At 60.5% G+C, this 26,224-nt stretch carries 26 protein-coding genes; 11 read left to right on the plus strand and 15 right to left on the minus strand.

Going from position 1 to position 26,224, the window contains the following annotated elements; genetic code table 11:
* Positions 1-148 precede the first annotated feature (148 nt).
* Positions 149-1,417, plus strand: a complete 1,269-nt coding sequence (locus tag AB4P94_RS03200; RefSeq protein WP_395609373.1) for an Hsp70 family protein — start codon at positions 149-151, stop codon at positions 1,415-1,417.
* Positions 1,418-1,537: 120 nt separating this feature from the next.
* Here AB4P94_RS03200 and AB4P94_RS03205 read toward each other — a convergent pair whose 3' ends face one another.
* From AB4P94_RS03205 to AB4P94_RS03215, 3 genes are all read right to left on the minus strand, one after another.
* On the minus strand, positions 1,538-2,551 hold the full coding sequence (locus AB4P94_RS03205) for an AI-2E family transporter (RefSeq protein WP_395609374.1): 1,014 nt from the start codon (positions 2,549-2,551) through the stop codon (positions 1,538-1,540).
* A gap of 193 nt (positions 2,552-2,744) precedes the next feature.
* A complete protein-coding gene (locus AB4P94_RS03210) occupies positions 2,745-3,047 on the minus strand; it encodes a PsiF family protein (protein WP_257782056.1) in 303 nt (100 codons plus the stop codon).
* Between the two features lie 72 nt (positions 3,048-3,119).
* The gene (locus AB4P94_RS03215) at positions 3,120-3,908 is read right to left on the minus strand and encodes an AraC family transcriptional regulator (protein ID WP_395609375.1); all 789 of its coding nucleotides are present in this window, start codon (positions 3,906-3,908) and stop codon (positions 3,120-3,122) included.
* Positions 3,909-4,005: 97 nt separating this feature from the next.
* On the opposite strand from AB4P94_RS03215, the gene AB4P94_RS03220 reads away from it, so the two are divergent.
* Positions 4,006-4,893: a DMT family transporter gene (locus tag AB4P94_RS03220; RefSeq protein ID WP_395609376.1), complete on the plus strand. Its 888-nt coding sequence runs from the start codon at positions 4,006-4,008 to the stop codon at positions 4,891-4,893.
* Between the two features lie 113 nt (positions 4,894-5,006).
* On the opposite strand, the gene AB4P94_RS03225 is transcribed toward AB4P94_RS03220, so the two are convergent.
* Together AB4P94_RS03225 and AB4P94_RS03230 are read right to left on the minus strand one after the other, a co-directional pair.
* On the minus strand, positions 5,007-5,897 hold the full coding sequence (locus AB4P94_RS03225) for an esterase/lipase family protein (protein WP_395609377.1): 891 nt from the start codon (positions 5,895-5,897) through the stop codon (positions 5,007-5,009).
* A gap of 92 nt (positions 5,898-5,989) precedes the next feature.
* The gene (locus AB4P94_RS03230; protein ID WP_395609378.1) at positions 5,990-6,631 is read right to left on the minus strand and encodes an FMN-dependent NADH-azoreductase; all 642 of its coding nucleotides are present in this window, start codon (positions 6,629-6,631) and stop codon (positions 5,990-5,992) included.
* A gap of 136 nt (positions 6,632-6,767) precedes the next feature.
* Here AB4P94_RS03230 and AB4P94_RS03235 point away from each other — a divergent pair, with 136 nt between their 5' ends.
* Positions 6,768-7,667: a LysR substrate-binding domain-containing protein gene (locus AB4P94_RS03235; protein WP_395609379.1), complete on the plus strand. Its 900-nt coding sequence runs from the start codon at positions 6,768-6,770 to the stop codon at positions 7,665-7,667.
* Positions 7,668-7,765: 98 nt separating this feature from the next.
* Positions 7,766-8,296, plus strand: a complete 531-nt coding sequence (locus AB4P94_RS03240) for a bacterioferritin (protein WP_016972564.1) — start codon at positions 7,766-7,768, stop codon at positions 8,294-8,296.
* A gap of 132 nt (positions 8,297-8,428) precedes the next feature.
* On the opposite strand, the gene AB4P94_RS03245 is transcribed toward AB4P94_RS03240, so the two are convergent.
* Entirely contained in the window at positions 8,429-10,498 is a 2,070-nt protein-coding gene (locus AB4P94_RS03245) for an AsmA family protein (protein ID WP_395609380.1), read from the minus strand.
* Positions 10,499-10,843: 345 nt separating this feature from the next.
* Here AB4P94_RS03245 and AB4P94_RS03250 point away from each other — a divergent pair, with 345 nt between their 5' ends.
* Together AB4P94_RS03250 and AB4P94_RS03255 are read left to right on the plus strand one after the other, a co-directional pair.
* On the plus strand, positions 10,844-11,215 hold the full coding sequence (locus AB4P94_RS03250) for a hypothetical protein (RefSeq protein ID WP_348061547.1): 372 nt from the start codon (positions 10,844-10,846) through the stop codon (positions 11,213-11,215).
* A 151-nt stretch (positions 11,216-11,366) separates the two neighbouring features.
* Entirely contained in the window at positions 11,367-11,999 is a 633-nt protein-coding gene (locus AB4P94_RS03255) for a TetR family transcriptional regulator (protein WP_395611287.1), read from the plus strand.
* A 5-nt stretch (positions 12,000-12,004) separates the two neighbouring features.
* Here AB4P94_RS03255 and AB4P94_RS03260 read toward each other — a convergent pair whose 3' ends face one another.
* The gene (locus AB4P94_RS03260; protein ID WP_395609381.1) at positions 12,005-12,478 is read right to left on the minus strand and encodes a C40 family peptidase; all 474 of its coding nucleotides are present in this window, start codon (positions 12,476-12,478) and stop codon (positions 12,005-12,007) included.
* 339 nt (positions 12,479-12,817) lie between these two features.
* Between AB4P94_RS03260 and ureE the strand changes: the two genes are divergently transcribed.
* The 5 genes from ureE to AB4P94_RS03285 all read left to right on the plus strand — a co-directional run bounded on the left by ureE (position 12,818) and on the right by AB4P94_RS03285 (position 16,508).
* Positions 12,818-13,318 (plus strand): urease accessory protein UreE, encoded by a 501-nt coding sequence (ureE, locus tag AB4P94_RS03265; protein WP_395609382.1) that lies wholly within the window; start codon positions 12,818-12,820, stop codon positions 13,316-13,318.
* Positions 13,315-13,989: an urease accessory protein UreF gene (locus AB4P94_RS03270; RefSeq protein ID WP_395609383.1), complete on the plus strand. Its 675-nt coding sequence runs from the start codon at positions 13,315-13,317 to the stop codon at positions 13,987-13,989. Before ureE ends, AB4P94_RS03270 begins: the two co-directional genes overlap by 4 nt.
* A gap of 12 nt (positions 13,990-14,001) precedes the next feature.
* Positions 14,002-14,616 (plus strand): urease accessory protein UreG, encoded by a 615-nt coding sequence (gene ureG, locus AB4P94_RS03275; protein WP_017737493.1) that lies wholly within the window; start codon positions 14,002-14,004, stop codon positions 14,614-14,616.
* A 26-nt stretch (positions 14,617-14,642) separates the two neighbouring features.
* On the plus strand, positions 14,643-15,215 hold the full coding sequence (locus AB4P94_RS03280) for a HupE/UreJ family protein (protein ID WP_395609384.1): 573 nt from the start codon (positions 14,643-14,645) through the stop codon (positions 15,213-15,215).
* Positions 15,216-15,398: 183 nt separating this feature from the next.
* Entirely contained in the window at positions 15,399-16,508 is a 1,110-nt protein-coding gene (locus AB4P94_RS03285; protein ID WP_395609385.1) for an AGE family epimerase/isomerase, read from the plus strand.
* A 102-nt stretch (positions 16,509-16,610) separates the two neighbouring features.
* Here AB4P94_RS03285 and AB4P94_RS03290 read toward each other — a convergent pair whose 3' ends face one another.
* The 8 genes from AB4P94_RS03290 to AB4P94_RS03325 all read right to left on the minus strand — a co-directional run bounded on the left by AB4P94_RS03290 (position 16,611) and on the right by AB4P94_RS03325 (position 26,082).
* Positions 16,611-17,516 carry a cation diffusion facilitator family transporter gene (locus AB4P94_RS03290; RefSeq protein WP_395609386.1) on the minus strand — a complete coding sequence of 302 codons (906 nt, stop codon included), beginning with the start codon at positions 17,514-17,516 and terminating at the stop codon, positions 16,611-16,613.
* 181 nt (positions 17,517-17,697) lie between these two features.
* Positions 17,698-18,465, minus strand: a complete 768-nt coding sequence (locus tag AB4P94_RS03295) for an SDR family oxidoreductase (protein WP_395609387.1) — start codon at positions 18,463-18,465, stop codon at positions 17,698-17,700.
* Between the two features lie 821 nt (positions 18,466-19,286).
* Positions 19,287-20,003, minus strand: coding sequence for an ABC transporter ATP-binding protein (locus AB4P94_RS03300; protein WP_395609388.1), 717 nt, complete (start codon positions 20,001-20,003; stop codon positions 19,287-19,289).
* The gene (locus tag AB4P94_RS03305; protein ID WP_395609389.1) at positions 20,000-20,875 is read right to left on the minus strand and encodes an ABC transporter ATP-binding protein; all 876 of its coding nucleotides are present in this window, start codon (positions 20,873-20,875) and stop codon (positions 20,000-20,002) included. Before AB4P94_RS03305 ends, AB4P94_RS03300 begins: the two co-directional genes overlap by 4 nt.
* The gene (livM, locus tag AB4P94_RS03310) at positions 20,872-22,149 is read right to left on the minus strand and encodes a high-affinity branched-chain amino acid ABC transporter permease LivM (RefSeq protein ID WP_395609390.1); all 1,278 of its coding nucleotides are present in this window, start codon (positions 22,147-22,149) and stop codon (positions 20,872-20,874) included. Before livM ends, AB4P94_RS03305 begins: the two co-directional genes overlap by 4 nt.
* Positions 22,150-22,151: 2 nt before the next feature.
* On the minus strand, positions 22,152-23,066 hold the full coding sequence (locus tag AB4P94_RS03315) for a branched-chain amino acid ABC transporter permease (protein WP_016972578.1): 915 nt from the start codon (positions 23,064-23,066) through the stop codon (positions 22,152-22,154).
* Positions 23,067-23,275: 209 nt separating this feature from the next.
* Entirely contained in the window at positions 23,276-24,412 is a 1,137-nt protein-coding gene (locus AB4P94_RS03320) for a branched-chain amino acid ABC transporter substrate-binding protein (RefSeq protein WP_395609391.1), read from the minus strand.
* A gap of 386 nt (positions 24,413-24,798) precedes the next feature.
* On the minus strand, positions 24,799-26,082 hold the full coding sequence (locus AB4P94_RS03325; RefSeq protein WP_395609392.1) for an NAD(P)/FAD-dependent oxidoreductase: 1,284 nt from the start codon (positions 26,080-26,082) through the stop codon (positions 24,799-24,801).
* Positions 26,083-26,224 lie beyond the last annotated feature (142 nt).

A 26,224-nucleotide genomic window follows, 5' to 3' on the forward strand; every position in this document is an offset into this window, starting at 1 on the left:
GTCAAAGTGTTATCGGCGCTTGCCGTATGCAGCAGATGTGGGGGCGAATCACCAGGTTTCAAGGAAGATTTAACAGATGGTCGGCCTACGCATCCGCCCTCGACTGGCATACACTGCGCGGCCGTTTTTCAACCGGAACCTGATTGTCATGGAAAACCCATCCCCAGCCCGTGCCTGCGGCATCGACTTTGGCACGTCCAACTCCACCGTCGGCTGGATCCGCCCCGGCATGGAAACGCTTATCGCGCTGGAGGACGACAAAATCACCTTGCCGTCGGTGGTGTTCTTCAACTTCGAGGAGCGCCGCCCGGTGTATGGCCGCCTGGCGCTGCACGAATACCTGGAAAACTACGAAGGCCGGCTGATGCGCTCGCTCAAGAGCTTGCTGGGTTCCAAGCTGATCAAGCACGACACCAGCGTGCTGGGCACGGCCATGCCGTTCACCGACCTGCTGGCGCTGTTTATCGGCCAGCTCAAGAGCCGCGCCGAAGCCAACGCCGGCCGTGAGTTCGAGGAAGTGGTGCTGGGCCGCCCGGTGTTTTTCGTCGATGACGACCCGATGGCCGACCAGGAAGCGGAAAACACCCTGGTGGATGTGGCGCGCAAGATCGGCTTCAAGGACATCTCGTTCCAGTACGAGCCGATTGCCGCAGCGTTTGACTACGAGTCGACCATCCAGAAAGAAGAGCTGGTGCTGATCGTCGACATCGGCGGAGGTACCTCGGACTTCTCGCTGGTGCGCCTTTCGCCGGACCGCCGTCACAACGACAACCGCCAAAGCGACATCCTCGCCACCGGCGGTGTGCACATCGGCGGAACCGACTTCGACAAACAGCTCAGCCTGCAAGGCATGATGCCGCTGTTCGGCTACGGCAGCCGCATGAAGAGCGGCGCCTACATGCCCACCAGCCACCACATGAACCTCGCCACCTGGCACACCATCAACTCGGTGTACTCGCAAAAATCCCAGCTGGCGTTGGGCAGCATGCGCTACGACATCGAAGACACCGGCGGCATCGACCGTTTGTTCAAGCTGATTGAACAGCGCGCGGGCCACTGGCTGGCAATGGAAGTGGAAGAAACCAAGATCCAGCTGACCCACGAAGACAGCCGCCACGTGCTGCTTGACCGGGTTGAGCCGGGTTTGAGCGTGGAGCTGAGCCGGGCGCTCTTTGAGTCGGCGATTGATGGCCTGCTAGAGCGCGTGCGCGGCAGTGTCACGCAGTTGCTCAATGACGCTTCGGTGAGTGTCGCGCAGGTGGACACGGTGTTCTTTACCGGCGGTTCCAGCGGGATTCCGGCGTTGCGCCACAGTGTTTCGGCGATGCTGCCGAATGCGCGGCATGTGGAAGGCAATATCTTTGGCAGTATCGGCAGTGGTCTGGCGATTGAGGCCAGCAAGCGGTACGGCTACTGAGTTTCAGCCGAAAGACCGTGGCGACCCTTTCGCGAGCAAGCCCGCTCCCACACTTGGAATGCATTTCAAATGTGGGAGCGGGCTTGCTCGCGAAGAGGCCAACCCAGGCAACATAAAGCCTTAAACCATCCCGCCGAGCTTGAGCTCACTCTTCAGATACGCATAGTAGATCGGCCCCGCTACCACCCCCGGCAGCCCGAATGCGGCTTCAAACACCAACATCGCCAGCAACAATTCCCACGACTTGGCACTGATCTGCCCACCGACGATGCGCGCGTTGAGGAAGTACTCGACCTTGTGGATCACGATCAAGTAGCCCAGCGCCGCCACGGCCACCCAGATCGACAGCGACAACGCGACGATGGTGATCAGCGTGTTGGACATGAGGTTGCCGATCACCGGCAGCAAGCCGAGCAGGAAGGTCAGCACGATCAGGGTTTTGGTCAGTGGCAGGTGAATGCCGCACAGTGGCAGCACCACGGCCAGGAAGACCGCAGTGAAGGCGGTGTTCAGCGCAGCAATCTTGATCTGGGCGAAAACGATGTTGCGAAAGGCCTGGACCAGCAGGTGCAGGCGGTCGAACAGTGCAGCGGCCAAGGGTTTGCGCTTGGTCAGGTCAGGCACGCGCTGCAGGGCAATGATGGCGCCGAGCACCATGCCGATGAGCAAGGTCACAAACATGTGCGCGGCATCTTTGCCAACCAGCTGCAGTTCGCTCAGGTGCTTGCTCAGCCAATCGCCAATGGCCACGCGAAACTCGGCAGCGCTGGCCGGCAGGTAGGCGTCGATGAACGGCGGCAGCTGGCCGCGAGCGCGGTCGACCACGCCCATGAATTTGTCGAGGGAAGCCCCGGGGTTTTCCGCCTCGTGGAGCAGGAAGCTGATGGCGCCGGCAAAAATCAGGGTCAGCACACTGACAATTAAAGTGCCCAGCAAAGCCACCGCCAACCACCGCGCGCGACGGCCTTCGATCAGGCGCTGCAATTGCGGGGTAAGCATGTTTACCAGCTCATACACCAACAGACCGGCCAGCAGGCTGGGCAGCAGCTTGAGCGGCAGGACGAGCAATAACCCACCGAAAATGATGATGCAACTGACCAGCAACAACACGTGACGCTGCGAAAACGTTGGCATACAGCCTCAAAACGAACGGCGCTAAAGGATGGGCAGTCTGCCAGCCTTGAGGGAATCAAGCGAGAGTCTCAATTGCGAACACTGTCAATGTGGGAGCGGGCTTGCTCGCGAAAGCGGTGTGTCATTCAACACTTCAGGTTCTGAACCACCGCTTTCGCGAGCAAGCCCGCTCCCACAGGGGGGACTCGCGTGTTTAGCTACCTTTGAGGCAGGTGCTCATAAAGGTTTTACGCGCATCGCCGGCCAGCGCCTTGGTTTTTGCCGACGCATTGCAGTCTTTCATCTTCTGCTGCTGCGGGGTCAGGGTCTTGGCGTCGTTGGCCGCAGGCGCCGACAGGCAGGTCTTCATAAAGGCTTTACGGTCATCGCCCTTGAGCGTCTTGGTGGTTGCCTCGGCGTTGCAGGTGGTCATCTTGTTTTGCTGGGCGGTGGCGGCAAAGCCTTGCGAACACAGCAGCAGACCCATCATCAACAGCGGAATACGCAGCATCTTCATGGAGTTTTCTCCCTGTTACCGTGCCGAAAGGGCGCGGCCTACACGGCAGTGTAGTCAAAGCCTGTTACATCTTCACCGGCTGCGAATATTCGACCGACGGTACTGCTCCGGGGTACAGCCAGCGTGGCGCTGGAACATGGCGATGAAGGCCGAGGCGGTGCTGTAACCGAGGTCGAACGCCACGTGCTGCACGCTGCGTTCGCTGTCCAGCGCCTCAATGGCGGCCAGATAACGCAAGCGCTGGCGCCACTCGCCGAAGCTCATGCCGACTTCCCGCACAAACTGGCGAGCCAGGGTTCTTTCGCTGACATGCACCTGCTCGGCCCATTGCGCCAGCGGCCGGTTGTCGCCGGGTTCGGCCTGCATGCCTTCCAGCACGCCCAGCAGCCCGGGGTGACGGGCATAGGGCAGGAAGCAATCGTGAATCGGCGCTTGCTTGAGTTGGTCCACCAGCACCTGGGCCAGGCGAATATCCGCCTCGGTCTGCGGGATATTGACGTCTCGGCGGGCGAAGTCGCTGAGGATGGCCTTGAGGATTTCGCTGATCGCCAAGGTACATGGCGCCTGCGGCAGTCGCTCGCAGAGCTCCGGCGCCAGGCCCACCGAGCGATAGACAATCGCTTGGGCGTTGTAGGAGCTGTGCTCGGTGTTCGGCGGAATCCATACCGCGTACTGCGGCGGTGACATGAAGCGGCTACCGGCCACTTCCATGCGCATCACGCCATTGGCCGAATAGTCCAGCGAGCCCCAAAAGTGTTGGTGCGGCGTGCACTCTGTGTCAGGGGCGAAGTCGGAATAGCGAAAGTACACAGGGCTCGGCAGGCTGGGGAAATCCGCGAGGCGTACGGTGTATCTGGGCATGTTGTCCGGTTCTAGAGGTCGTTTGTCTGGATCGCAGTATAGGCTTCCATCCAGACAGAGGATAATCGCGCTTCATTACCCTATCTGGTTTCTATCGATGCAATACGCGTACCCCCTGCTCGCCATTTTTATCTGGGCCGGCAACACCGTGGTCAACAAGCTCGCGGTGGGCTCGATCTTCCCTGCTGAAATCGGCTTCTACCGCTGGCTGCTGGCGGCGTTGCTCTTTACCCCGTTCATGCTCAAACCGGTGCTTGCCAATTGGGCGCTGATTCGCCCGAACCTGGGCAAGATCTTCATTCTCGGCGTGCTGGGCATGGCCATTTACCAGAGCCTGGCCTACTACGCCGCGACGCTCACCACGGCCACCAACATGGGCATCATCCTCTCGCTGATGCCCTTGATGGCGCTGACGGCGGCGATCATCAGCCTTGGCCAGCGCCTGACTTTCGGCGCGTTGACCGGCGCGGTGTTGTCCTTCGCCGGCGTGGTCGTGGTGGTGTCGGCCGGCAGCCTCGGCGCCTTGCTGCAGCATGGGGTCAACCTGGGCGACGGCATGATGCTGGTCGCGACCCTCGCTTACGCGGTCTACAGCACCCTGCTGAAAAAATGGCAATTGCGCCTGCCGCCGCTGGTGCTGCTGTATTTGCAGATTCTGGTGGCGGTGGTGGTGCTGTTTCCGCTGTTCCTGTTTTCGGCGAAAGCGGGGCTGGGCTGGGCGAATGTCCCGTTGATTCTGTACGCGTGCTTGCTGGCTTCGATGCTGGCGCCATTGGCATGGATGCATTCGATCAAAACCCTGGGGCCGAGCCGCACCACGCTGTTTTTCAACTTGCTGCCGTTGATCACTGCGCTGATTGCGGCGGTGGTGTTGAAGGAACAATTGGCGATGTATCACCTGGTCGGGGGGTTGCTGACGTTGGCCGGGGTGATTTTGTCGGAGCGCTGGACGACACCGGTGCGCCGTGAGCTCGGTGTGGCCTGATACACCGCTATCGCAGGCAAGCCAGCTCCCACACTAGACCGCGTTCCTGCTTTGGAATGTGGTCTAGTGTGGGAGCGGGCTTGCTCGCGAAGAACGATAACGCGGTCTACCGGCTAAACCCCGGCAGCCTTCAACCGCTGCGCATGCTCAACAAACAACCTGATCGGCTCCGCCCCCTTGCCCACCAGCCCCAATGACTGGTTGACGATATCGAAATGGTCCAGCGCATAGTCATCACCAATCACCACGCCCAAGTGTGAACTGTAACGCCCGACCATGCCGTCGCACTGGCCCTTCTCCCGCACGAAGCTGCGGGCGAACAGGCGGCAACTGCGGTGCGTGCCGTCGAACAGGTTACGCCCACGGTCGGTGATACCCGGCTGCAAGGTGCCGGACCAGGAGTAATAGCGCACGCCGTTGACCTCTTCCGCGCCCTGCCCGCCCCATGTCTGCGGCAGGCCTTGAGGGTATTGGCGGTTGAACAGCGCCACGCCTGCGCTCGTCAGTGAATGGTGTGACGCCTGCAAGTCGGCCTTGAAGCGTGGCCCGCGATAGCCGGTTTCCAGCAGCCCCATCACCCACGCAACCCCATGGAACAGTGCGCTCATGAGCCGGCCTTTCACGCTGTCTGGCGGATAATGGGCGTGGATATGGTCCGCCAGCTCCGAGCCATGGTTGGGGCCGGCCACCGAGGTCACCGACGCGACCCAGTCCGGGCGCTTGGCTGCCGCATACCGCGCGGTCAGCGCGCCTTGGCTGTGGCCGATCAGGTTGACCTTGTCGGCGCCGGTCTCGCGGCGAATCCGCTCGATGTGCACCAGCAATTGCTCGCCACGCATTTCGCTGGAATCCAGCGGCGCCACCTGCACGGGAAATACCTGCGCCCCACCCGCCCGCAGCGCCGGAACGATGCCGTACCAGTAAGGAAACAACCCCACGCGCACGAACCCCAGCATGCCGGGCACCAGCACCAGAGGGTAACGCGTGGCAAGGGGTTGCGGCATGGGCAGCGGCTCTGATCAGGAAAGCGACAGTGCCATCCTAGACCAGCGTTTCATAAATCGACATGACCACCCCGTGACAGACTCATGACACCTTAAAAGCCGCCCGCAAAGTCATGCAGTTGGCGTTCGGCCTCTTCACAGGAGCGCTGGAACACTGTTTTGTCCGACTCTTCACCTTCGGCGGCGATCACACTCACGTCGTCGATACCGATGTAGCCCAACACCGTGCGCAGGTGCGGGTCGGCGTGGTTCATCCATTCAAACTCCCCGCCCGGCCCGAACCCACTGCCGCCGCGGCTGGTGATGATCAACGCCTTTTTGCCTTTCAACAGCGCCTGATACTGGGCAATGCCGTTGCTGTCCTGGGTGATATCGAAGGTCAGGCCCATGCGCACGATCTGGTCGATCCAGGCCTTGAGGCCGCTGGGCACGCCGAAGTTGTACAGCGGCATGGCGATCACCAGCAGCTCATGCTCGATGAGTTCGCCGACCAGTTCGTCACTCAGTTGCAGGTCGGCCTTCATCACCTTCGGCAGGGAGTGCGGCTCGGGGTAGAAATTCGCGGCCACGAAGGCTTCGGTGACATGGGGAATAAACGCTCGGCCGACTTCACGGCGGGTCACCTGAGCGCCCGGGTTGATGGCCTGCCAGGCGTCGAGAAACGACTCGGCCAGGCGCCGGGAATGGGAACGCTCACCGCGCGGGCTGGCGTGAATCACTAGCATTTTTTTCATGTGTATATCCTTGGCGAGTTAGACTCAGGCGGCCTGAATGGCCGCCGTTCTTGCTCGCCAATCTAGAGCCGAGCCTCGAGGCCGACAAATGAGCAATAGTTGATCGGAGTGAATTCATTTCACCTGTGGAGCCCACATGTTTGCCACGCTGCCCCTGACCGCCCTGCGCACGTTTGAATCGGCGTCGCGCCTGCTGAGCTTTAAAGCCGCCGCTGCAGAGCTGTCGGTGACGCCCACGGCGGTGTCCCATCAGATTCGCAGCCTGGAAACCTGGCTGGGCATTGCCTTGTTTGAACGCCTGCCGCGCCAGGTTCGCCTGACTGAAGGGGGCGAGCGGCTGTTTCAAAGCCTGCACGGCGCCCTGCTCGACGTGGCGCACAGCCTCGACACCCTGCGCCCGCAACGCAGCGCGGGGCAGCTCACCGTGTCCACCACGCCCGCGTTTGCCGCACTGTGGCTGGTACCACGGCTGGGGCGTTTCTACGCCGCCCACCCCGACATCAGCCTGCGCCTGGACACCCGCTGCGAAGTGGTCGACCTGCAGCAGGACGCCAGCGTCGATCTGGTGATTCGCTACAGCCTGGGGGATTACCCGCACTTGTACGGCCAGTGCCTGTTCGACGAATCCTTTGCGGTGTATGGCTCGCCTGAACAGGTCGCACGGGCCGGCGCCCAGGTGCCGACGCTGATCAGCGTGCGCTGGCACAACTCCGACCTGTACGCCTTGGGTTGGCAAGCCTGGTGCGAAAAAGCCGGTGAAACCTGGCTGGCCCACACCTCACTGCTGCGTGAATACGACGAGGAGCACTACGCACTGCAAGCGGCGATTGCCGGCCAAGGGTTGGTGCTGGCGAGCAATATTCTGGTCTCGGAAAGTGCGGCGTCGGGCCTGCTGGTGCCTTACCGGCCGCAGGTGCGCGTGGACGGCGCCGGTTACAGCGCGTTGTGCGTACCGGGCCGCGAACGCCACCCGCCGGTGCGCGCGTTTTTCCAATGGGTCCGGGAGGAAGCGAAGCTGTCCGGCCATGCACTTTGAAATCCGATAAAACTTTTTGCGTCAGCCAACACTCACAACTTGGAGCGATCACGCCGGCAGAGCGTGGCGCAAAACCGGATTAGCACCAGGAGATTGAGATGACTGAAGCACACTTGACTGACGTTGCGACCCTGCGCAGCCGCGCCCGCCAGAACGTCGAAAATGGCGCCGTCACCGAAGGCTACGACGCCGACCGCAAAGAAATCATCCGCCTGCTCAACGAGTCGCTGGCCACCGAACTGGTCTGCGTGTTGCGCTACAAGCGCCACTACTTCATGGCCACCGGCCTGAAAGCCAGCGTGGCCGCCGACGAGTTCCTCGAGCACGCCACTCAGGAAGCCGAACACGCCGACAAACTGGCCGAGCGTATCGTGCAGTTGGGCGGCGAACCGGAATTCAACCCCGACCTGTTGTCGAAGAACTCCCACGCGCAATACGTCGCGGGCAAGAACTTGAAGGAAATGGTCTACGAAGACCTGGTGGCCGAGCGGATCGCAGTAGACAGCTACCGCGAGATCATCCAGTACATCGGCGACAAGGACCCGACCACCCGCCGCATCTTCGAAGACATCCTGGCCCAGGAAGAAGAACACGCCGACGACATGGCGGATATTCTGCAAGACCTGTAATCAGCCACACCGCAATACCCCTGTGGGAGCGGGCTTGCTCGCGAAGGCGGATTTTCAGTCACCCAAGATATCGACTGATCTACCGCTTTCGCGAGCAAGCCCGCTCCCACATTGGGTTCTCGGTTTCTTCCATTAGCCTCTTACGGTTTTCGGCGCCTTGCCTTCCTTCATCTGTTGCAGCAGCGGCGCACACTGGTTCGGCTCATCGCCACTCGGGGCTACCAGCGCGAGCAACCCGGCCGCCGGGCCTGCGATCACACCCAGCGCCACCATGCCCGCACCTCGCAGCATCAATGGCACCGCTTTCACACCGGCATTGGGCTTGATGAACGGCCCGTTGACGTAAAGCGGCGAGCGCAGGGAAAACAAGCGAAAGCCCTTGGACTCCGGCGTGATGGTCAGGTCCAGTTGCTCGCTGGCCATATTCGCGGTGCCATCGATATAGATAATCGCGTTCTCGGTATCGAACACAAACAAACGCGTGGTCGCCAGGCCGGTCTTGATGCCGAAGTCGGCCGCTGCGCAGTTGATCTTCACTTCCTTGTCGCCGAACAGGCGGCCCACCACGTAGTTGCCCACATTGAGGCCGGCGATTTCCATCAGGCTGCGGCTGATTGCGCCGTCGTTGATGAGCATTTTCAGGTCACCGTTGGACGTACCCAGCAACGCCGCCACGGAGTTGCCACGCCCGGCAATGTCGGCATCGCCGTTGAGTTCACCAAAGCTGGTTTTCATCGGTTCGAAGGTCGGGAACAGCTGCTTGAGCTTGAAGTTGCGCGCAGTCAGTTTGGCGCGGCCTTCCATCGGTGTGGTGCGGCCATTCAAGCGGATCTGCGCATCAAGCTTGCCGCCGGCCACGCCGAAACGCAGGGGCTCCAGGCTCAGTTCGCCGTCGTTAAGCACGAGGTGGGTGTAGAGGTCGGTGAACGGCAACTCGGCGCTGTGCACGATGCGTTTGCCGGTGAACTCCACGTCAGCGTCCATATCGCGCCAGCGCTCGGTGCGGAACTCTTCCACCGGCAGCACTTTGGTCGCCGGCTGTTTGCTTTCACCGCCACGGGCTTTTTGCTTGGCGTTGGAATCGGCGCCGATCAAGGGAGCGAGGTCGGCCATCAGCAATTGGTTGGAGACCAGCGCGCCGGTGAGTTTGGGCCGTGGCTGGCTGGCGACGTAGCCCAGGTTACCGTGGATATCGCTGTTGCCGATCTTGCCGTTGAAGTTCTCGTAGGTGAACGACGCGCCGCTGGCCTCATGCAGCTTGGCGATCAAGTGGCCGTCGGTGGAGTACGCCGGGGAATCGGGCAGGGTCACGCCCGTCAGCGGGTAAAGATTGCCCAGGCTGCTGCCGGAAAGTTTCAGGCGCAGGTCCAGGGCGCCGAGGTTCAGCGGGTCGGTGAGCGTGCCCGCGAGGGCGATGCTGGTGTCGGCGATCTTGACCTGGGCCTGCAACGGAAACGGCTTGGCCGCGTCCTGCAGCGCCAACAGGCCGCCGATCTTGCCGGTGCCGTCGAGCTTCTGGCCGTGGTACTGGCCTTTGACTTTGAGCGCAAACGCGTAGTCCTGAGGCGCCGAGCCTTTTTCCAGGGCCTTCTTGGCATCCGCGTCACCGACGATCTCACCAAAGGGAATCGGTTTGCCCAGTGGGTCGATGATCACATCAAGCTGAGTTTTGAGAGTTTGGTCGTCAAGGGTCACGTGGCCCTTGTCGAAGCCGATGGCGCCAATGTCCACCACCCAGCTGGAGGGCTCGGCGTTGGGGTCTTTGGGGTCGAATTTGAAGGTCCAGTTGGCGCGGCCATCGGCCAGGCGCTGCAAGTCGGCGCTCGGTTCGGTGAGGTCGATACGCGGAATCACCACGCGCTGAACCAGCAACGCCAAGGGCGAAATACGCAGCTCGACTTTCTTGAGCGTGACCATTTGCGGCTTTTTCGACCAGTCGGGGTTACCCAGGGTCAGGTCCTCGGCAATCACGTGGGGCCATGGCACCCAGGCGCGCCAACCCCCTTCATCGGGCTCACGCGCCCACACCACGGCCAGGTTGCCATTGATTGCAAAGGGCCGATGCAATTCTTCAGAGACCTTGGCATTGAGCGGCGGCTTGATGCGGTTCCAGTCAAAGAACACCAGAACCAGTACCACCACGGCGATTAACACAACGAAGCTGGCGCAGCTCCAGGCGACGATTTTACGAGTGCGCGTCATTGCACAGGACTCCTCAACACGACTAGCTGAACTACAGCTCATAAGGCTACGACTGGCAAACGGCGCGGGGGTTTAACCCGATGGGTGAATTAGTCGCAAAAAGCCATTTTCCTGATCGAACGGACAGATTTGATCATCAACGGCGCACCAATGTTACCCACGTTCGTGTCGAAAATACCCAGCACGGTGCAAAACCGCGGGCTTGAGAGGCGCGATTTAGAGCCTTCGAAGGGAACAATCAATTCTGTTGATTATTACCATTGTGTTTATGAACTTTTATATCGACTTATCAAGAGTAGCATTAGCCCTGTACCCACTTTATCGCCCTCCCAAGGAGCAACTCTCATGAAACGCCAAGTACTCGCAGTCGCCCTGCTGTCCGTCCTCGCTTCCAGTGCCTTTGCCCTGCCAGCTGCCGAACAAGCAACCCCACAGAACAAAGCTCAAGCCGTTGAATCCAGCCAGACCCTGGCCCGCAGCGGTTCGCAAGAAGATGAAAACCGTGACTACGCCAAAGGCGCTGTTGCAGAAAATGGTTCGGAACACGCCAACAAACGCGCCTACACCGAAGGTGTTGCTGAAGGTGGCCGTGATCGCCTGGAACAGAAAGGCCTGGTAGAAGGCGGCGCTGAACAAGCCAACAAACGCGCTTACACCGATGGCGTTGCCGAAGGTGGTTCGGACCGCCTGCAAGAACTGCATCAAGCACAGAGCTAACCCCGTGGTGGCCCAGAAAAAAGCCCGATCTGCCGATCGGGCTTTTGCTTTTTCATAGACCGCATCACGCCTTGCCCCTGCCAAGTTCGACGCCAGCAAAGCTGTTTTGCTAGAGTGCGTCGCTGTACTTGCCGACAAAGCCCACCCGCCGATGCTGCCCCGCGCCGAACAAAAGCAACAGACCCGCCTCGCCTTGATGGACGCAGCCCGCCATCTGATGGAGTGTGGCCGTGGGTTCGGTAGCCTGAGCCTGCGCGAAGTGGCCAAGACCGCTGGCATCGTGCCAACCGGGTTTTATCGCCATTTTGATGACATGGACCAGTTGGGCCTGGTGTTGGTAAGCGAAGTCGGCCAGACCTTCCGCGCCACGATTCGCCTGGTACGCCACAACGAATTCGTGATGGGCGGCATCATCGATGCGTCCGTGCGGATCTTTCTGGATGTGGTGTCGGCCAACCGTTCGCAATTCCTGTTCCTGGCCCGCGAGCAATACGGTGGCTGCCTGGCCGTGCGCCAGGCCATCGGCGCCCTGCGCGAAGACATCACCCGCGACCTCGCGGCCGACCTGACCTTTATGCCCAAGCTCCAGCACCTGGACGCCGAAGGTTTGCATGTAATGGCTGACTTGATCGTCAAAAGTGTGTTCGCCACCCTGCCCGACATCATCGACCCGCCCGCCGCAGCCTTGCCCGCCCACCTCACGCCCCAGGCCAAAATCACCCAGCAATTGCGCTTTATCTTTATCGGCCTCAAGCACTGGCAAGGGCTGGGCAGCACTGAGTAAGCCGATCAACCTGCAGTGTGAAAGCGCTTGGCGCTGGTGTAGTTCTTCTTCCAGTACCTTTGACTCAGCGAATCGATCCGCACACGTTTTCCGGAACTGGGCGAATGGATGAACTTGTCCTGGCCGATATACAGGCCGACATGGCTGACCCGGCCGCTGCCGTTACCCGAAAAAAATACGGCATCACCCGGCCTGAGGGCATCGCGCTTGATGGTTGCCGCGCTGGAGCGGTGCATGTCGGAGGTGGTACGGGGCAACTGGATGTTGGCCTCTGTCTTGAACAGGTAGACCAGAAAGCTGCTGCAATCGAAGCCGCGCTCCGTCGAAGTGCCGCCCGCCTTATAAGGTGTGCCGAGCAACTGATGGGCACGGTCGATGACATGATCGATAGCGGTCGGGCGGTACTGGAGGTTGGCCGAAGCCAATGGCGTGACCCCTGCCAGAGTGACGACAACTGCACACAAAAATGACTTGAGCATGATGGACGACGCAGCGAATTAAACACGGCGCAAAGCCTAATCAAAAAGCGCGTTTTTTTTGGAAGTACGAATCCTCGTTCTCAGTAGGAAACCTCCCAAAAACATCTGACGAGAAATAGATGAAAGAAATTTCATGCAGCCTGCAACGGATCTCAACGCAAAACGCCCACATCCAGTGCTATAAACCCTGTAACGCACCAAATTGAAACACTCCCGGAACGGGCTGACGCCCTATTCGGAGGCATGGCTGCGCCTGCCTACAGGGTTTTCCTACTTGCATGCCTGATTGGCAAGCCCCTTGCTCTACCTCTCTTATCGCTCATAGCTGGAAGCCTTCTGATGCTGGTGATCCACCGCCGAATCGCCCCCCAAACCCTCTGGGCCGCCGAGTTGCTGCTGAACTTCGAAGCACGCAGCAAAAGCCGTCTGCGCTGTTTCAGTGCTGACGGTGAAGACGTCGGCCTGTTTCTGGAGCGCGGCCAGCCGCCGCTGCACGATGGCGAATTCCTGCAGGCTGAAGACGGACGCGTCGTACGCGTGTGTGCCCGCCCTGAACAGTTGTTGCACGTCACCTGCAGCAACGCGTTTGAACTGACCCGCGCCGCCTATCACCTGGGCAACCGCCATGTGGCCCTGCAAGTCGGCGATGGCTGGTTGCGCCTGCTGGATGACTACGTACTCAAGGCCATGCTCGAACAACTGGGCGCCAGCACGCAAACCCTCGAAGCCCCCTTCCAGCCGGAACACGGCGCCTATGGCGGTGGCCACCATCATTCGCGCCATGGCGACGAAGATTTCAACTACCCGCCCAAGCTGCACCAGTTCGGCGTACGTCTATGAACCCAGCCTGGGCGCTGTTGCGTCTGGCCAGTCCGCAATTGCCGATTGGCGGCTACAGCTATTCCCAGGGCCTGGAAATGGCCGTGGAAAACGGCCGCGTCAACGATGCCGCAGGCGCCCGGCGCTGGATCAGTGACCAGCTGTCACTCAACCTCGCCCGCTTCGAGGCACCGCTGTTGCTCGCCCACTGCCGTGCCGCAGCCGATGAGGATTGGCCGCGTCTGGCGCAGCTGTGCGAAGAACATCGCGCCAGCCGCGAGACCCGCGAGCTGTACCAGGAAAGCCGGCAAATGGGCTATTCCCTGCAGCAACTGCTCAACGGCTTGCCTGAACTCGATGACGCCGCGCGCAGCTTTCTTGAAAAGCGTACCGAACCCCACCTGGCCCTCGGCTGGGCCCTGGCCGCCCGCGCCTGGGCCATCAGCCCGGATGACGCCCTCGCCGCCTGGCTGTGGAGCTGGCTGGAAAACCAATTGGCCGTGCTGATGAAAACCCTGCCCCTGGGCCAGCAAGCCGCGCAACGCCTGACCAGTGAACTGCTGCCCTTGCTGCAACACGCCCAGCAGGACGCAGCCCGCATTGACCCCGACCATTTGGGCAGCGCCGCTTTCGGCCTGTCCCTGGCGTGCATGGCCCACGAGCGCCAGTACAGCCGCCTGTTCCGTTCCTAGGAGACAACACACATGAACACACAACCCCTACGCGTCGGCATCGGCGGCCCGGTAGGTTCCGGCAAAACGGCCCTGACCCTGGCCCTGTGCCTGGCACTGCGCGACCGCTACAACCTGGCGGTGGTCACCAACGACATCTATACCCGCGAAGATGCTGATTTCCTGGTGCGCAACCAGGCCCTCGCACCGGAGCGCATCATCGGCGTAGAGACCGGTGGTTGCCCGCACACGGCGATTCGCGAAGATGCCTCGATCAACCTCGAAGCGGTGGACCAGCTCAACCGGCGCTTCCCCGGCCTGGACCTGATCCTGGTGGAGTCCGGCGGCGACAACCTGTCGGCCACCTTCAGCCCGGAGCTGTCGGACCTGACCATCTACGTGATCGATGTGTCTGCCGGCGACAAGCTGCCGCGCAAAGGCGGGCCCGGGATTTGCAAATCCGATTTGCTGGTGATCAACAAGATCGACCTGGCCCCCCTGGTAGGCGCTTCACTGGAGTTGATGAACAGCGACACCACCCGCATGCGCAACGGCAAACCCTTTGTGTTCAGCAACCAGAAAACCGGCGTCGGCCTGGAAGAAATCGTCGCCTTTATCGAACGTCAGGGCTTGCTGACTGCAGCCTGATCTCACCCTGAAAAAGGAGCCTGTTCATGGGTCTCAACAAACTTCTCGCAACCGCCGCCCTGCTGCTGGCCCCCGCCCTCGCCTTCGCTCACCCCGGGCATGGCGATAATGGGCTGGTGGCCGGTATCAGCCACCCACTGGGCGGTATCGATCACTTATTGGCGATGGTTGCCGTCGGCCTGTGGGCGGCGCAGCAAAAAGGCAACGCGCGCTGGGCACTGCCCTGTGCGTTTGTGGGCACCATGCTGATTGGCGGCTTGCTCGGCTTCGAAGGCCTGGAACTGCCGGCGCTGGAAAGCGGGATTGCCGCGTCGGTATTGGCGCTTGGCCTGGCGGTGGCATTGGCGGTGCGGCCGCCGCTGTTTGTGGCGGTGGGTGCGACGGCGTTGTTTGCGCTGTTTCATGGGGTTGCCCATGGCCTGGAGTTGCCGGACATGTCCAGCCCGTGGGCGTATGCGGCGGGTTTCGTCGGCGCGACGGCTGCGCTGCACGCTGCTGGTTATGCGGTGGTGCGCTTCCTGCCGGCGGCAGCTGCGCCGTTGGTGCGGGTGGCCGGGGCGGCTTCGGCGGCGACTGGGGTTTGGTTGCTGGCAGGCTGATTTTTCGGCGCACTTCAGGGCCTCTTCGCGAGCAAGCCCGCTCCCACAGTTTGACCGAATACATCCTTGAAATACGGTCGAATTGTGGGAGCGGGCTTGCTCGCGAAGGCGGCAGCACAAACAACAGATAACCCAAGCCTGCTACCATGCGCGCCTACACCCCTGCCGTGACGACGCCAGCCAATGCCCAGCGCTTCCCAACCTTCCTTGAACACCGTGCTCACCCACTTCCACAGCCTGATCGTGCCACTCTGGCAAGGCCCTGGCTGGAATGCCGAGCTGGCGTTGCCCTATGAAGCCCTGGACGCTGATCACCAGCCGTTGCCCCCGCAGCGCTACCGTGCCATGGCTTGCGCCCGTCAGCTGTATCTGTTCGCCAGCCTGATCGGCGAGCCTGACGCGGCTTTCGCCGAAGAACGCGCGGCCGCGCTGTTCCGTTCCCTGCAACGGCACTTCCACGACGCCGAGCAGGGCGGTTGGTTCTACAGCATCGACCCCGCCGGCCAGCCGCTGGACAAGCGCAAAGACCTCTACACCCACGCCTTCATCATTTTTGCCTGTGCCCATTACTGGGCCAAAGTGCGTGAGCCGCTGGTGGAATCGGTGCTCAATGCCGCGCTGGATGTGGTCGCCGAACGTTTCGCTACGGGCAACGGCCTGTACGAAGCAGTGCTGGAGCGTAACTGGTCGTCCCTCGGTTCCGGACCGCTGCAAAACCCGTTGATGCATCTGGCCGAAGGCTTCCTCGCGACCCTGGCAGTACGTGAAGACGCCGTCACGCAGGACGCGCTGCTGGACCTGGCCACGGCCATGCAGAAACGCTTTATCGACCGCCAGACCGGCGTGATGATGGAAAAACCGCTGGGGGCTGTGGATAACTGGTTTGAACCGGGGCATCAGTTCGAGTGGTTCTTTTTGCTGGAATCTTCGGATGTAGTGCGCGGCACCCCACTGCATGCCTCGCTGACGCGAGCCTTCGCCTACGCCGAGCTCAAGGGTGTGGATAAATCGAGCGGTGCGGTCAGCGGCATGCTCGCTCTGGACGGCAGTGTGCGCGACGGTACGCAACGGATCTGGGCCCAGGCGGAATACCTGCGGGCGCTGACCTTGCGGCCGAACAGCGACGCGGTGCTGCAGCGCCAATTGCTGGCGCTGCAGCAGCACTTTTTGCATGAGAAGGGTTGGAATGAATGCCTGGATGCCAAAGGTGCCGTGAGCCGACGGGATATGCCGTCGACCACGCCGTATCACTTGGCGACTTGCTATCAGGGTTTGATCCAGCATTTGGGTTGACCTTTGGTGCCTCATCGCAGGCAAGCCAGCTCCCACATTCAGATGTGTGAATACCTTCAAATGTGGGAGCTGGCTTGCCTGCGATAGCGGTCTACCTGACGGTCACGCAACCCACTTGCGATCCCCGGTAAAGCTGATCGTCAACCACCGCGCCGCATCCGGCTTACCCAGCCCTGTGGATATCTCCTCACGCAACCCGTCGAGGGTGGCGACGTTTTCCACCGGGTAATCCGCCGGCAACACCACATGAATCTCGATAAACCGCGCCCGGCCGTGCTTTTGCACGTAGGACACGTAATCGTCGAAACCATGCTTGGCCTGTGCCGCGTCCATCACCTCGCGCACCTTGTCGTCCAACTGGTCCGGAGCAATTCCCAGTACCTCGCGCAACGCCGGGCGCAGGATCTTGAACGCTGGCGCGAGCATGCTCAGGGCCAGAAGGATCAGGATCAGCGGGTCGACATACACCGCCCATTCGCCATAGCCCTGGGACTTGAGCAACAACGCGGCGAGAAAACTGATCAGCAAACCCACCGACAGCATCGCGTCCACCAGCCAACTGATGTTGTCGAACTGGATCAACGAAGATTTCAGCGTGCGGTTGCGATAACGCACGTAGAAGAAGTAGGCGAATTCAACAACGGTGAACACCGCCGCATAGATGATCACCAGCCCCAACTCGATCTCGCGCCCGCCATTGATGATGCCGAACACGCCATTGAGGAACGCGTAGATCGCGATCAATAACAGGAAGCTGCCTTCGATCAGCAACACCATGGGTTCCAAGTGCCAGTAGCCGAACTGGAAGCGCTCGTTGCTTTTCTTGGCGATCAGCTTGGCCGTGATCAGCATCAACACCTTGATGGCGGTGGCGATCAGCGAGAAAAAGCCGTCGAACAGAATGGACTGGGCGCCAGAAATAACACCCGTGACAATCCCGGCGATCGCTACCGCGAACATCAGGATGGTCGATTGTTTGAGCAGTGCCTGCTCACCTCGGTTACTCACATTTCCTCCCGTTAAAACCTTAAATCCGCACGATGCGGAGGGGTTTTCAGGAAGGGAGTGTACCTTATGGCCTGTTTTTGACCGATATGACGCCATCGCAGGCAAGCCAGCTCCCACATTTGAATGTATTCACAAATCCAAGTGTGGGAGCTGGCTTGCCTGCGATCGGTGCGGCGCGGTCTTAAGCCTTAGCACCACGCTCAATCGCAAACCCAGCCCAGGTCTGGCTCACCGGCATCAACTCCAACCGGTTGATATTCACGTGCGCCGGCGTATTCAGCACCCAGAAGATCGTGTCGGCAATGTCCTGCGGCTGAATCGGCTCGGCACCGGCATAGGTCGCATCGTAACGCGCCTGGTCACCACCAAAGCGCACCAGCGAGAACTCGCTCTCACACAGGCCTGGCTCGATGTTGGTGACACGCACGCCCGTACCCTGCAGATCGCAACGCAGGTTCAGCGAGAACTGCTTCACGAAGGCCTTGGAGCCGCCATACACATGGCTGCCCGGGTACGGATAGCTACCGGCGATGGAACCCAGGTTGATGATGCCAGCGCCACGGCCATGGGCGATCAAGCGTGGCAACAACAGGCTGGTGGTGGTCAGCAGGCCCTTGATGTTGGTGTCGACCATGGTTTCCCAATCGTCGAGGCTGCACTTGGGCGCAGGGTCGGTGCCCACGGCCAGGCCGGCGTTGTTGATCAGCCCGCGCAGCTTGGCAAACGAGGGTGGCAGGTTGGCGATGGCCTCTTCCATGCCCTTGCGGTCACGCACGTCCACGACCAGGCCGTGTACTTCGGTTTGCCTGGAAAGCTCTTCGACCAGCGCATTCAGGCGGTCGGCACGACGGCCAGTGAGCACCAGTTTCCAGCCTGCTTCGGCAAAACGACGGGCACAGGCTTCGCCGAAGCCTGAGGTTGCGCCAGTAATAAACAGCGTGTCGGACATGGTGTTCTCCTTGCGGGCATCGGGGAAAAAATCAGCCAGCAGAATGCCCGTACACCGCCGTTGCGGCAACCCATATGCACCCACCTTCATCTACAACTGATCATTTTTTGATCACGCCGAGCAAAGCCACGCAAACCGTGGCTTGCAGCCATATGCGCGCAGCTTATCCACAGCTGGGCCCACAGTCTTTGGGGGCAAGTGCAAAACGCCTCAGGCCGCTGTGTGCGGGGCTTTCAGAGGGTTTTAGAAAGTTTTTTGCTTGACCTTGGCCGGGCCGTATGTAGACCCATCGACAGAAGGAAAATCAGGACGATGGCTCCAGGCCAGTCATTCCGGCCTCTGCGGCACTCTTTCCAGAGTTTAATCACAGACTTATCCACAGGGCGCAGGGACATATTTCGGTCATATACCTGTGTCTTTAAACAGGTTGACAAACCCCTGGGCAGGTCACCAAAAAACCACTGATCAGAAAACAACCATCACGCTACAGGCCGCGTGGTTATTGGCTTTCAGGCAGGTACTCCCACGTTACCCACAGCCGGTTCCACAGCGAATGGGGACAAGTCAAAACTGTGACAAAACAGGGATTTGCGGCGGCTATATGTCGCGCTTTGGGAAGAGGCTGGATTTGTTTTCCACAATTTGGCGGCGAGCCTGTGAACACCCCAAAAACAAATGTGGGAACCGCTTTATGTGGGAGCTGGCTTGCCTGCGATAGCAGCAACTCGGTTCATCAGATAGACCGAGGTGCCTGCATCGCAGGCAAGCCAGCTCCCACTGAGAGCCGGTTCCCACATGGGTTGTTGCATCAAGCCTTTAGATCAGTGCCCGCCGAGGTAGGCGTTGCGCACTTCCTCATTCACCAACAATTCCTTGCCGGTGCCTGTCAGGCGGATCTCGCCGTTGACCATCACATACGCCCGGTCCGACAAACGCAGCGCGTGGTTAGCGTTCTGCTCCACCAGGAAGATGGTCATCCCGGTGGCCGCCAGCTCGCGCAGGGTGGCGAAAATCTGCTTCACCACAATCGGCGCCAGGCCCAGGCTCGGTTCGTCCAGCAACAGCAGCTTGGGCCGGCTCATCAGCGCGCGGGCGATGGCGAGCATTTGCTGCTCGCCACCCGACATGGTCATCGCCCGCTGGGTACGCCGCTCCTTGAGCCGCGGGAACAGCTCGAACATGCGCTGCATGTCATCAAAGGCGAACTTATCCCCAATCGGGATCGTGCCCATCAGCAGGTTCTCCTCGACGGTCATGTCGGGGAACACCCGCCGCCCTTCCGGCGACTGCGCAATGCCATTGGACGCGATGTAGTGGGACGACTTGTGGGTAATGTCCACGCCGTTGTACAGAATCTGCCCCGACTCGGCGCGCGGCTGGCCAAAGATCGACATCAGCAGCGTGGACTTGCCCGCGCCGTTGGAGCCGATCAGGCTCACGGTTTCGCCTTCGTTGATGTGCAGCGAGACTTTTTTCAGGGCCTGGATCGGGCCGTAAAACACGTCCAGTTCCTTCATTTCGAGGATAGGTGCACTCATACCAGCTCCTCTTCGTCTGCGCCCAGGTAAGCGGCAATCACTTTCGGGTCGTTGCGGATCGCGTCCGGCCCGCCTTCGGCGATCACGTTGCCGTGGTCGAGCACCACGATGTGGTCGGAAATACTCATCACCATGCCCATGTCGTGTTCGATCAGCACCACCGTCAGGTCGTGTTCGTCGCGCAGCAGGCGAATCATCGCGCTGAGGGCTTCGGTTTCCTGCGGGTTGAGCCCCGCTGCCGGTTCGTCCAGGCAGATGATCTGCGGCCGGGTGCACATGGCGCGGGCGATTTCCAGGCGGCGCTGCTGGCCGTAGGAAAGCTCACCGGCCAGACGGTTCGCGCAGTCCACCAGGTCCACCACTTCCAGCCAGTAGAAGGCATGGTCGAGGGCGTCGCTCTCGGCCTTGCGGTAGCCCTTGGTGTTGAGGATGCCCGCGAGCATGTTGCGGTTGACCCACATGTGCTGGGCCACCAGCAGGTTTTCCAGCACCGACATTTCCTTGAACAGGCGAATGTTCTGGAAGGTCCGCGCCAAACCGGCACGGTTCACCAAGTGAGTGCCGCCGAACATCTTGTAGTACACGCGGCTGAAGAAGCTTTTCGGCGACACGAAGTCGACGGCTTTGAAGCGCTCGCCGAGCAACTGGATCACATTGGTCTGCTTGCCGCGAATATTCAGTTCGATCTTGCCGCCGCTGGCTTTATAGAAACCAGTGAGGCAGTTGAACACCGTCGTTTTACCGGCACCGTTGGGGCCGATCAGGGCGAAGATCGAGTTGCGTTCGACCTTGAGGCTCACATCGCTCAGGGCCTTGATGCCACCGAAGTGCATCATCAGGTGTTCCACGGACAGCACGACTTCCTTGCTCATGGCGCTACCCCCTTGCGTGGTGTCACACCGGTACGGCTGATCCGGATCAGGCCCCGTGGGCGCCAGATCATCATCACCACCATCAACACGCCAAACAGCAGCACGCGGTATTCGGAGAAGCTGCGCAGCAGTTCAGGCGCGACGGTCAATACGAACGCCGCGATCACCACGCCGACCGTCGAACCCATGCCGCCCAAGACCACGATGGCCAGGATCAGCGCCGACTCGAAGAAGGTAAACGACGACGGGTTGACGAAGCCCTGATAGCTGGCAAAGAACACCCCCGCCAAACCGGCGGTAGAAGCGCCGATGGTGAACGCCGAGAGTTTGACCAAAACATGGTTCAGGCCCATGGAACGGCAGGCGATTTCATCTTCGCGCAAGGCTTCCCACGCGCGGCCGACCGGCATGCGCGTCAGGCGATGCTTGATGTACAGCACGGCCAGCACCACCAGAAACAGCACGATGTAGATAAACATGAACTTGATGTTGGGGTTGTAATCGATGCCGAAGAACTCGTGGAACGGAATCCCGCCGTCCTTCGCCTTGCGCCCGAACTCCAGGCCGAGGAAGGTTGGCGAAGGCACCGGCATGCCGTTCGGGCCGCCGGTGAACGACAGCCAGTTGTTCAGCACCAAGCGGATGATTTCACCAAAGCCCAGGGTCACGATGGCCAGGTAGTCACCGTGCATTCGCAGCACCGGGAAACCGAGTATGCAGCCTGCCAATGCGGCAGCGATGGCCGCCAATGGCAGCACACTCCAGAAACCCAGGCCCAGGTATTGATAACCCAAGGCCAGGCCATAGGCGCCGATGGCGTAGAACGCCACGTAACCCAGGTCGAGCAAGCCGGCCAGGCCAACCACGATGTTCAGGCCAAGCCCGAGCAGCACGTAGATCAGCCCGAGAATCACCACGGTCAGCAGGTACTTGTTGGCGAAGATCGGGAACACGATGGCAATCACGATCAGTGCCGGGATGATCCAGCGCAGGCGGGATTTGTAGTCGGGCGGCAACACATGCACGCCGGAGCCACTGCTCTCGAAGCCCTGCAGAATCTTCAGGCCCTTGGGGGTTTGCAGGAACAGGCTCAGGGCGAAGCGGCCGGCCATTACGATGGCGACCAGCGTGGCCACACGGGCCGGTTCCAGGTTGAAGCTGTAGCCGTCGAGGACCACGCCGACGATCGGACCGAACACGATCAGGGAAATCAGCCCGGCGAGGACCGTATCGACCACACTTTTCTTGATATCGATGGGTTTGGCAGCAGACATGTTTACACCTTAGCCACGAGTGGGCGACCCAGCAGGCCCTGGGGACGGAAGATCAGAATCACCACCAGCAGGGAGAAACTGAACACGTCTTTGTAGTCCGAGTTGATCAACCCCGAGAACAGCGACTCGGAGATACCCAGGATGATCCCGCCGAGCATGGCCCCAGGCAGGGAACCGATGCCGCCGAGTACCGCTGCGGTAAATGCCTTGATGCCGATGATGAAGCCGGCATAGAAGTCGAAGGTGCCGTAGTTGAGCGTAATCAACACGCCAGCCAGGGCGGCCATCGCGGCACCGATGACAAACACGTAGGAGATCACGCGGTCGGTGTTGATGCCGAGGATGGAGGCCATCTTGCGGTCTTGCTGCGTAGCCCGGCACATACGGCCCAGCTTGGTGTATTTGATGATGTAGGTCAGCAAGGCCATGCCCGCGAAGGCGGCGACCAGAATGAAGACCTTGGTGTACGTCAACTGAACGAAACCGGTGCCGAAGTCGACACGCCAGGCCCCGGCCAGCAGGGTGGGAATACCTTGTTGCTTGGCGCCCTGTGCGATCTGGGCGTAGTTCTGCAGGATCAGGGAGATCCCGATGGCGCTGATCAGCGGTGCCAGTCGGGTAGAGTTGCGCAGTGGTTTGTAGGCGACACGCTCAATGACCCAACCGTAAACGCCGGTGACGACCACGGTGAAGATCAGGGTGCCGAGAATGAGCAGCGGGAAGGATTCGATGCCGAAGTAAGCCAGCAGTGCCAGACTGATCGCCGCGAGGTAAGCGGAAATCATATAAACCTCGCCATGGGCGAAGTTGATCATGCCAATGATGCCATAGACCATTGTGTAGCCGATGGCGATCAGGCCATAGACCGACCCGAGGGTCAGGCCGTTGACCAGTTGCTGCAGGAAAATACCATCCATAACGCAATCTCACGCGGTGAGAGACTGCACACCCGCCAGTTGCCGGTGTGCGGCTCTTCTTGGAGGAAAAAACAGATATCCATCACAACACCACTCCCCTGTGGGAGCGGGCTTGCTCGCGAATGCGGTGGGTCAGTCAACACCTCTGATACTGACAGACTGCTTTCGCGAGCAAGCCCGCTCCCACATTGGATGTGTGGCGGTCAGCCTTACTTCTGTTTTTCCAGCTGGTGGTATTTGCCGTTGGCATCCCACTGGTAAACCACGTAGTCGGAGATTTTCAGGTCGCCCTTAGAATCCCAGGCTTTTTCACCCATCACGGTTTTCACCGGGTGAGCTTTCAGCCACTTGGCCGCGTCTTCGCCTTTGTTGGACTTGGAACCGTTGAAACCGGCCGCCAGGGCCTGGATCGAGGCGTAGGCGTACAGGGTGTAGCCTTCAGGTTCTACGCCGGCTTTGCGGAATTGCTCCACAACGGCCTTGCTGTCTGGCAGCAGACGCGGGTCGGCGCCGAAGGTCATGTACACGCCGTCTACGTACTGCGCACCGCCAGCGGTGGCCACCAGTTCGTCGGTCACAACACCGTCATCGGACATGAACTTGACGTCTTTCAAGCCGGCTTCACGAATCTGGCGAACCAGAGGGCCGGCTTCCGGGTGCAGGCCGCCGAAGTACACGACGTCAGCACCGGTGGAGCGGATTTTGGTGACCAGGGCGCTGAAGTCTTTCTCGCCACGGGTCAGGCCTTCTTCCAGCACTGGCTTGACGCCACGTTTGGTCAACTGGGCAGCGGTGGCATCGGCCAGGCCTTTGCCGTAGGTGTCTTTGTCGTTGATGACCGCGACTTTCTTGCCCTTGAGCACGTCGACGATGTAGTCGCCGGCCACGATGCCTTGCTGGTCGTCACGCCCGCACATGCGGAACACGGCGCCCAGGCCACGCTCGGTGACCTGTGGGTTGGTGGAGCCCGGGGTGATCATGATGATGCCCGCTTCGTCGTACACCTCGGACGCCGGGATGGTGTTCGACGAGCAGAAGTGCCCGACCACACCGATCACTTTGTCCTGGTCGGCCAGGCGGTTGGCCACGGCCACGGCCTGCTTGGGTTCGCAGGCGTCGTCGCCGGCGACCAGTTTGATCTGCTCACCGTTGATGCCGCCGGCCTTGTTGATCACATCGGCTGCCGCTTGGGCACCCTTCATGTACTGCTCACCGAAAGCGGCGTTGGCGCCCGTCATCGGGCCGGCCACGCCAATTTTCACATCAGCTTGAACAAACGCAGAAACACCCAGCGCCGCTGCAACGGCGAGGGCCAGAAAACCTTTCTTGTAAAACGTCTGGGACATGAGTGGTGCTCCGAGGTTTTTGTTTATTGGCACTACGAAATCACTGCGAACTTCCGATTGAAACTTTCACGGAAAGCCCAGAGCAAGGCGCGTGCCATTACGTTTTTATTAACAAAAAAGACACGGTGTCATTGTTATTACAGGCGTTTCGGCTCATCGCGCCAGTACGTGCAACCCTCTAGCATCGAGAGGTGCAACCAATGGATCCAAAAAGTACAACCCGGGCCGGTCGCACCTGCAACCGGGCGAATAAACGACAGTTCCTACACCTGTAACAATGTGCGTAACGGAACTGCACATTTACAGTGCGTGATTGCTACGACTTGCACCAATACAGATTAGTAGCCTACTAAGAAAATGCAGGCTTTTGAGGGGTACTTCGCTGATCAGATCACGATCCTCAGGCATTGCCCGGCGTGATACAGCGAGAATCCTGCTTCATACAGACAACTGCGCAGGCCCACCCCGGCCAATGGTTGCATCGGCGCAAACGGAATCGGCAGCGCCTGGGGATTCTGGTGACACAAATAGTCGGCAAACGCCTTGCCGACCACACTGCCGGTGGTCACGCCACGCCCGTTATAGCCCGTAACTGCCACAAGACCGGGCGCCGGCTCGAACAGGCGCATCAGGTGGTCCGGGGTGAAAGCGATGCAGCCCGTCCAGGTGCACTCCCACTGCACCGATTTCAGGTACGGGAAATAATGCTGTTGCACCCGATCGGCCCACGCCTTGAGAAACCACGCCGGTTTCTGATTGCCATTGCCCAGGCTGCCGAGCAACAGACGGCCATCTGCGTCGCGACGGATGCTGCTCAGCACCTGGCGCGTATCCCAGGAGCCCTGCCCGCCTGGCAGGATCTGCTTGGCCGCATCGTCCGTCAGCGGCGCCGAGGCGACCTGGTAGTAGTAGCCCGGGAAGAAGTTGCGCCGCAGCTCAGTCCATTCGCCTTCGGTATAGGCGTTGGAGGCGATCACCACCTGTGCCGCCTGCACGGAGCCCTGGGCCGTCTGCACCGACCAGCTCGAACCCTGGCGCTCAAGTTGCGTCACCGGGGAATGGTCAAACAACTGCCCGCCCAACCCAACCGCCGCATTGGCCAAACCACTGGTGTAGGCCATCGGGTTCAGGGTGCCGGCGCGCCGGTCGAGCAAGGCGGCGGCGATCTTTTGGGTGCCCGTGGCTTGCTCGCAGGCTTGCCCGGTGAGCAATTCCACCGGCGCGCCACGGCGCTTCCATTGTTCTTCGCGGCTGCGCAAATCCGCCTCGCCACGGGCGTTATGCGCCATGTGCAGGGTGCCTTCGCGGCGCAATTGGCAATCGATGTTGTATTTGTCGATCAGGCTGAACACCAGTGACGGCGCCGCGCCCAACATGCGGTTGAGCTGGCTGCCCACCGCTTCGCCGAAACCCGCTTCGATCTCGTCCGGCGGGATCCACATGCCGGCGTTCACCAATCCGACGTTACGCCCCGAGCCGCCATGGCCCGTGCGGTGAGCTTCCAGCACGGCGACGCTTTTGCCCTGCTCCAGCAAATGGATGGCGGCCGATAAACCGGTGATACCGGCGCCGATCACGCACACATCCACCTTCACCTCGCCCTTGAGCGCGGCCCGATCCGGCCGGCCAGGGGTGAGCTGTTCCCACAAACATGCTTCGCGTAATGCCATTGCCAGACTCCGAATGAAACCTAACAAACCACTTTTCCGAACTGTTAATGCGGTCAAATGTGGGAGCGGGCTTGCTCGCGAATGCGGAGTGTCAGTCACTGAATATGTTTCTGACACACCGCATTCGCGAGCAAGCCCGCTC

This window comes from Pseudomonas sp. B22129 (assembly GCF_044218875.1).
Taxonomy (GTDB): domain Bacteria; phylum Pseudomonadota; class Gammaproteobacteria; order Pseudomonadales; family Pseudomonadaceae; genus Aquipseudomonas.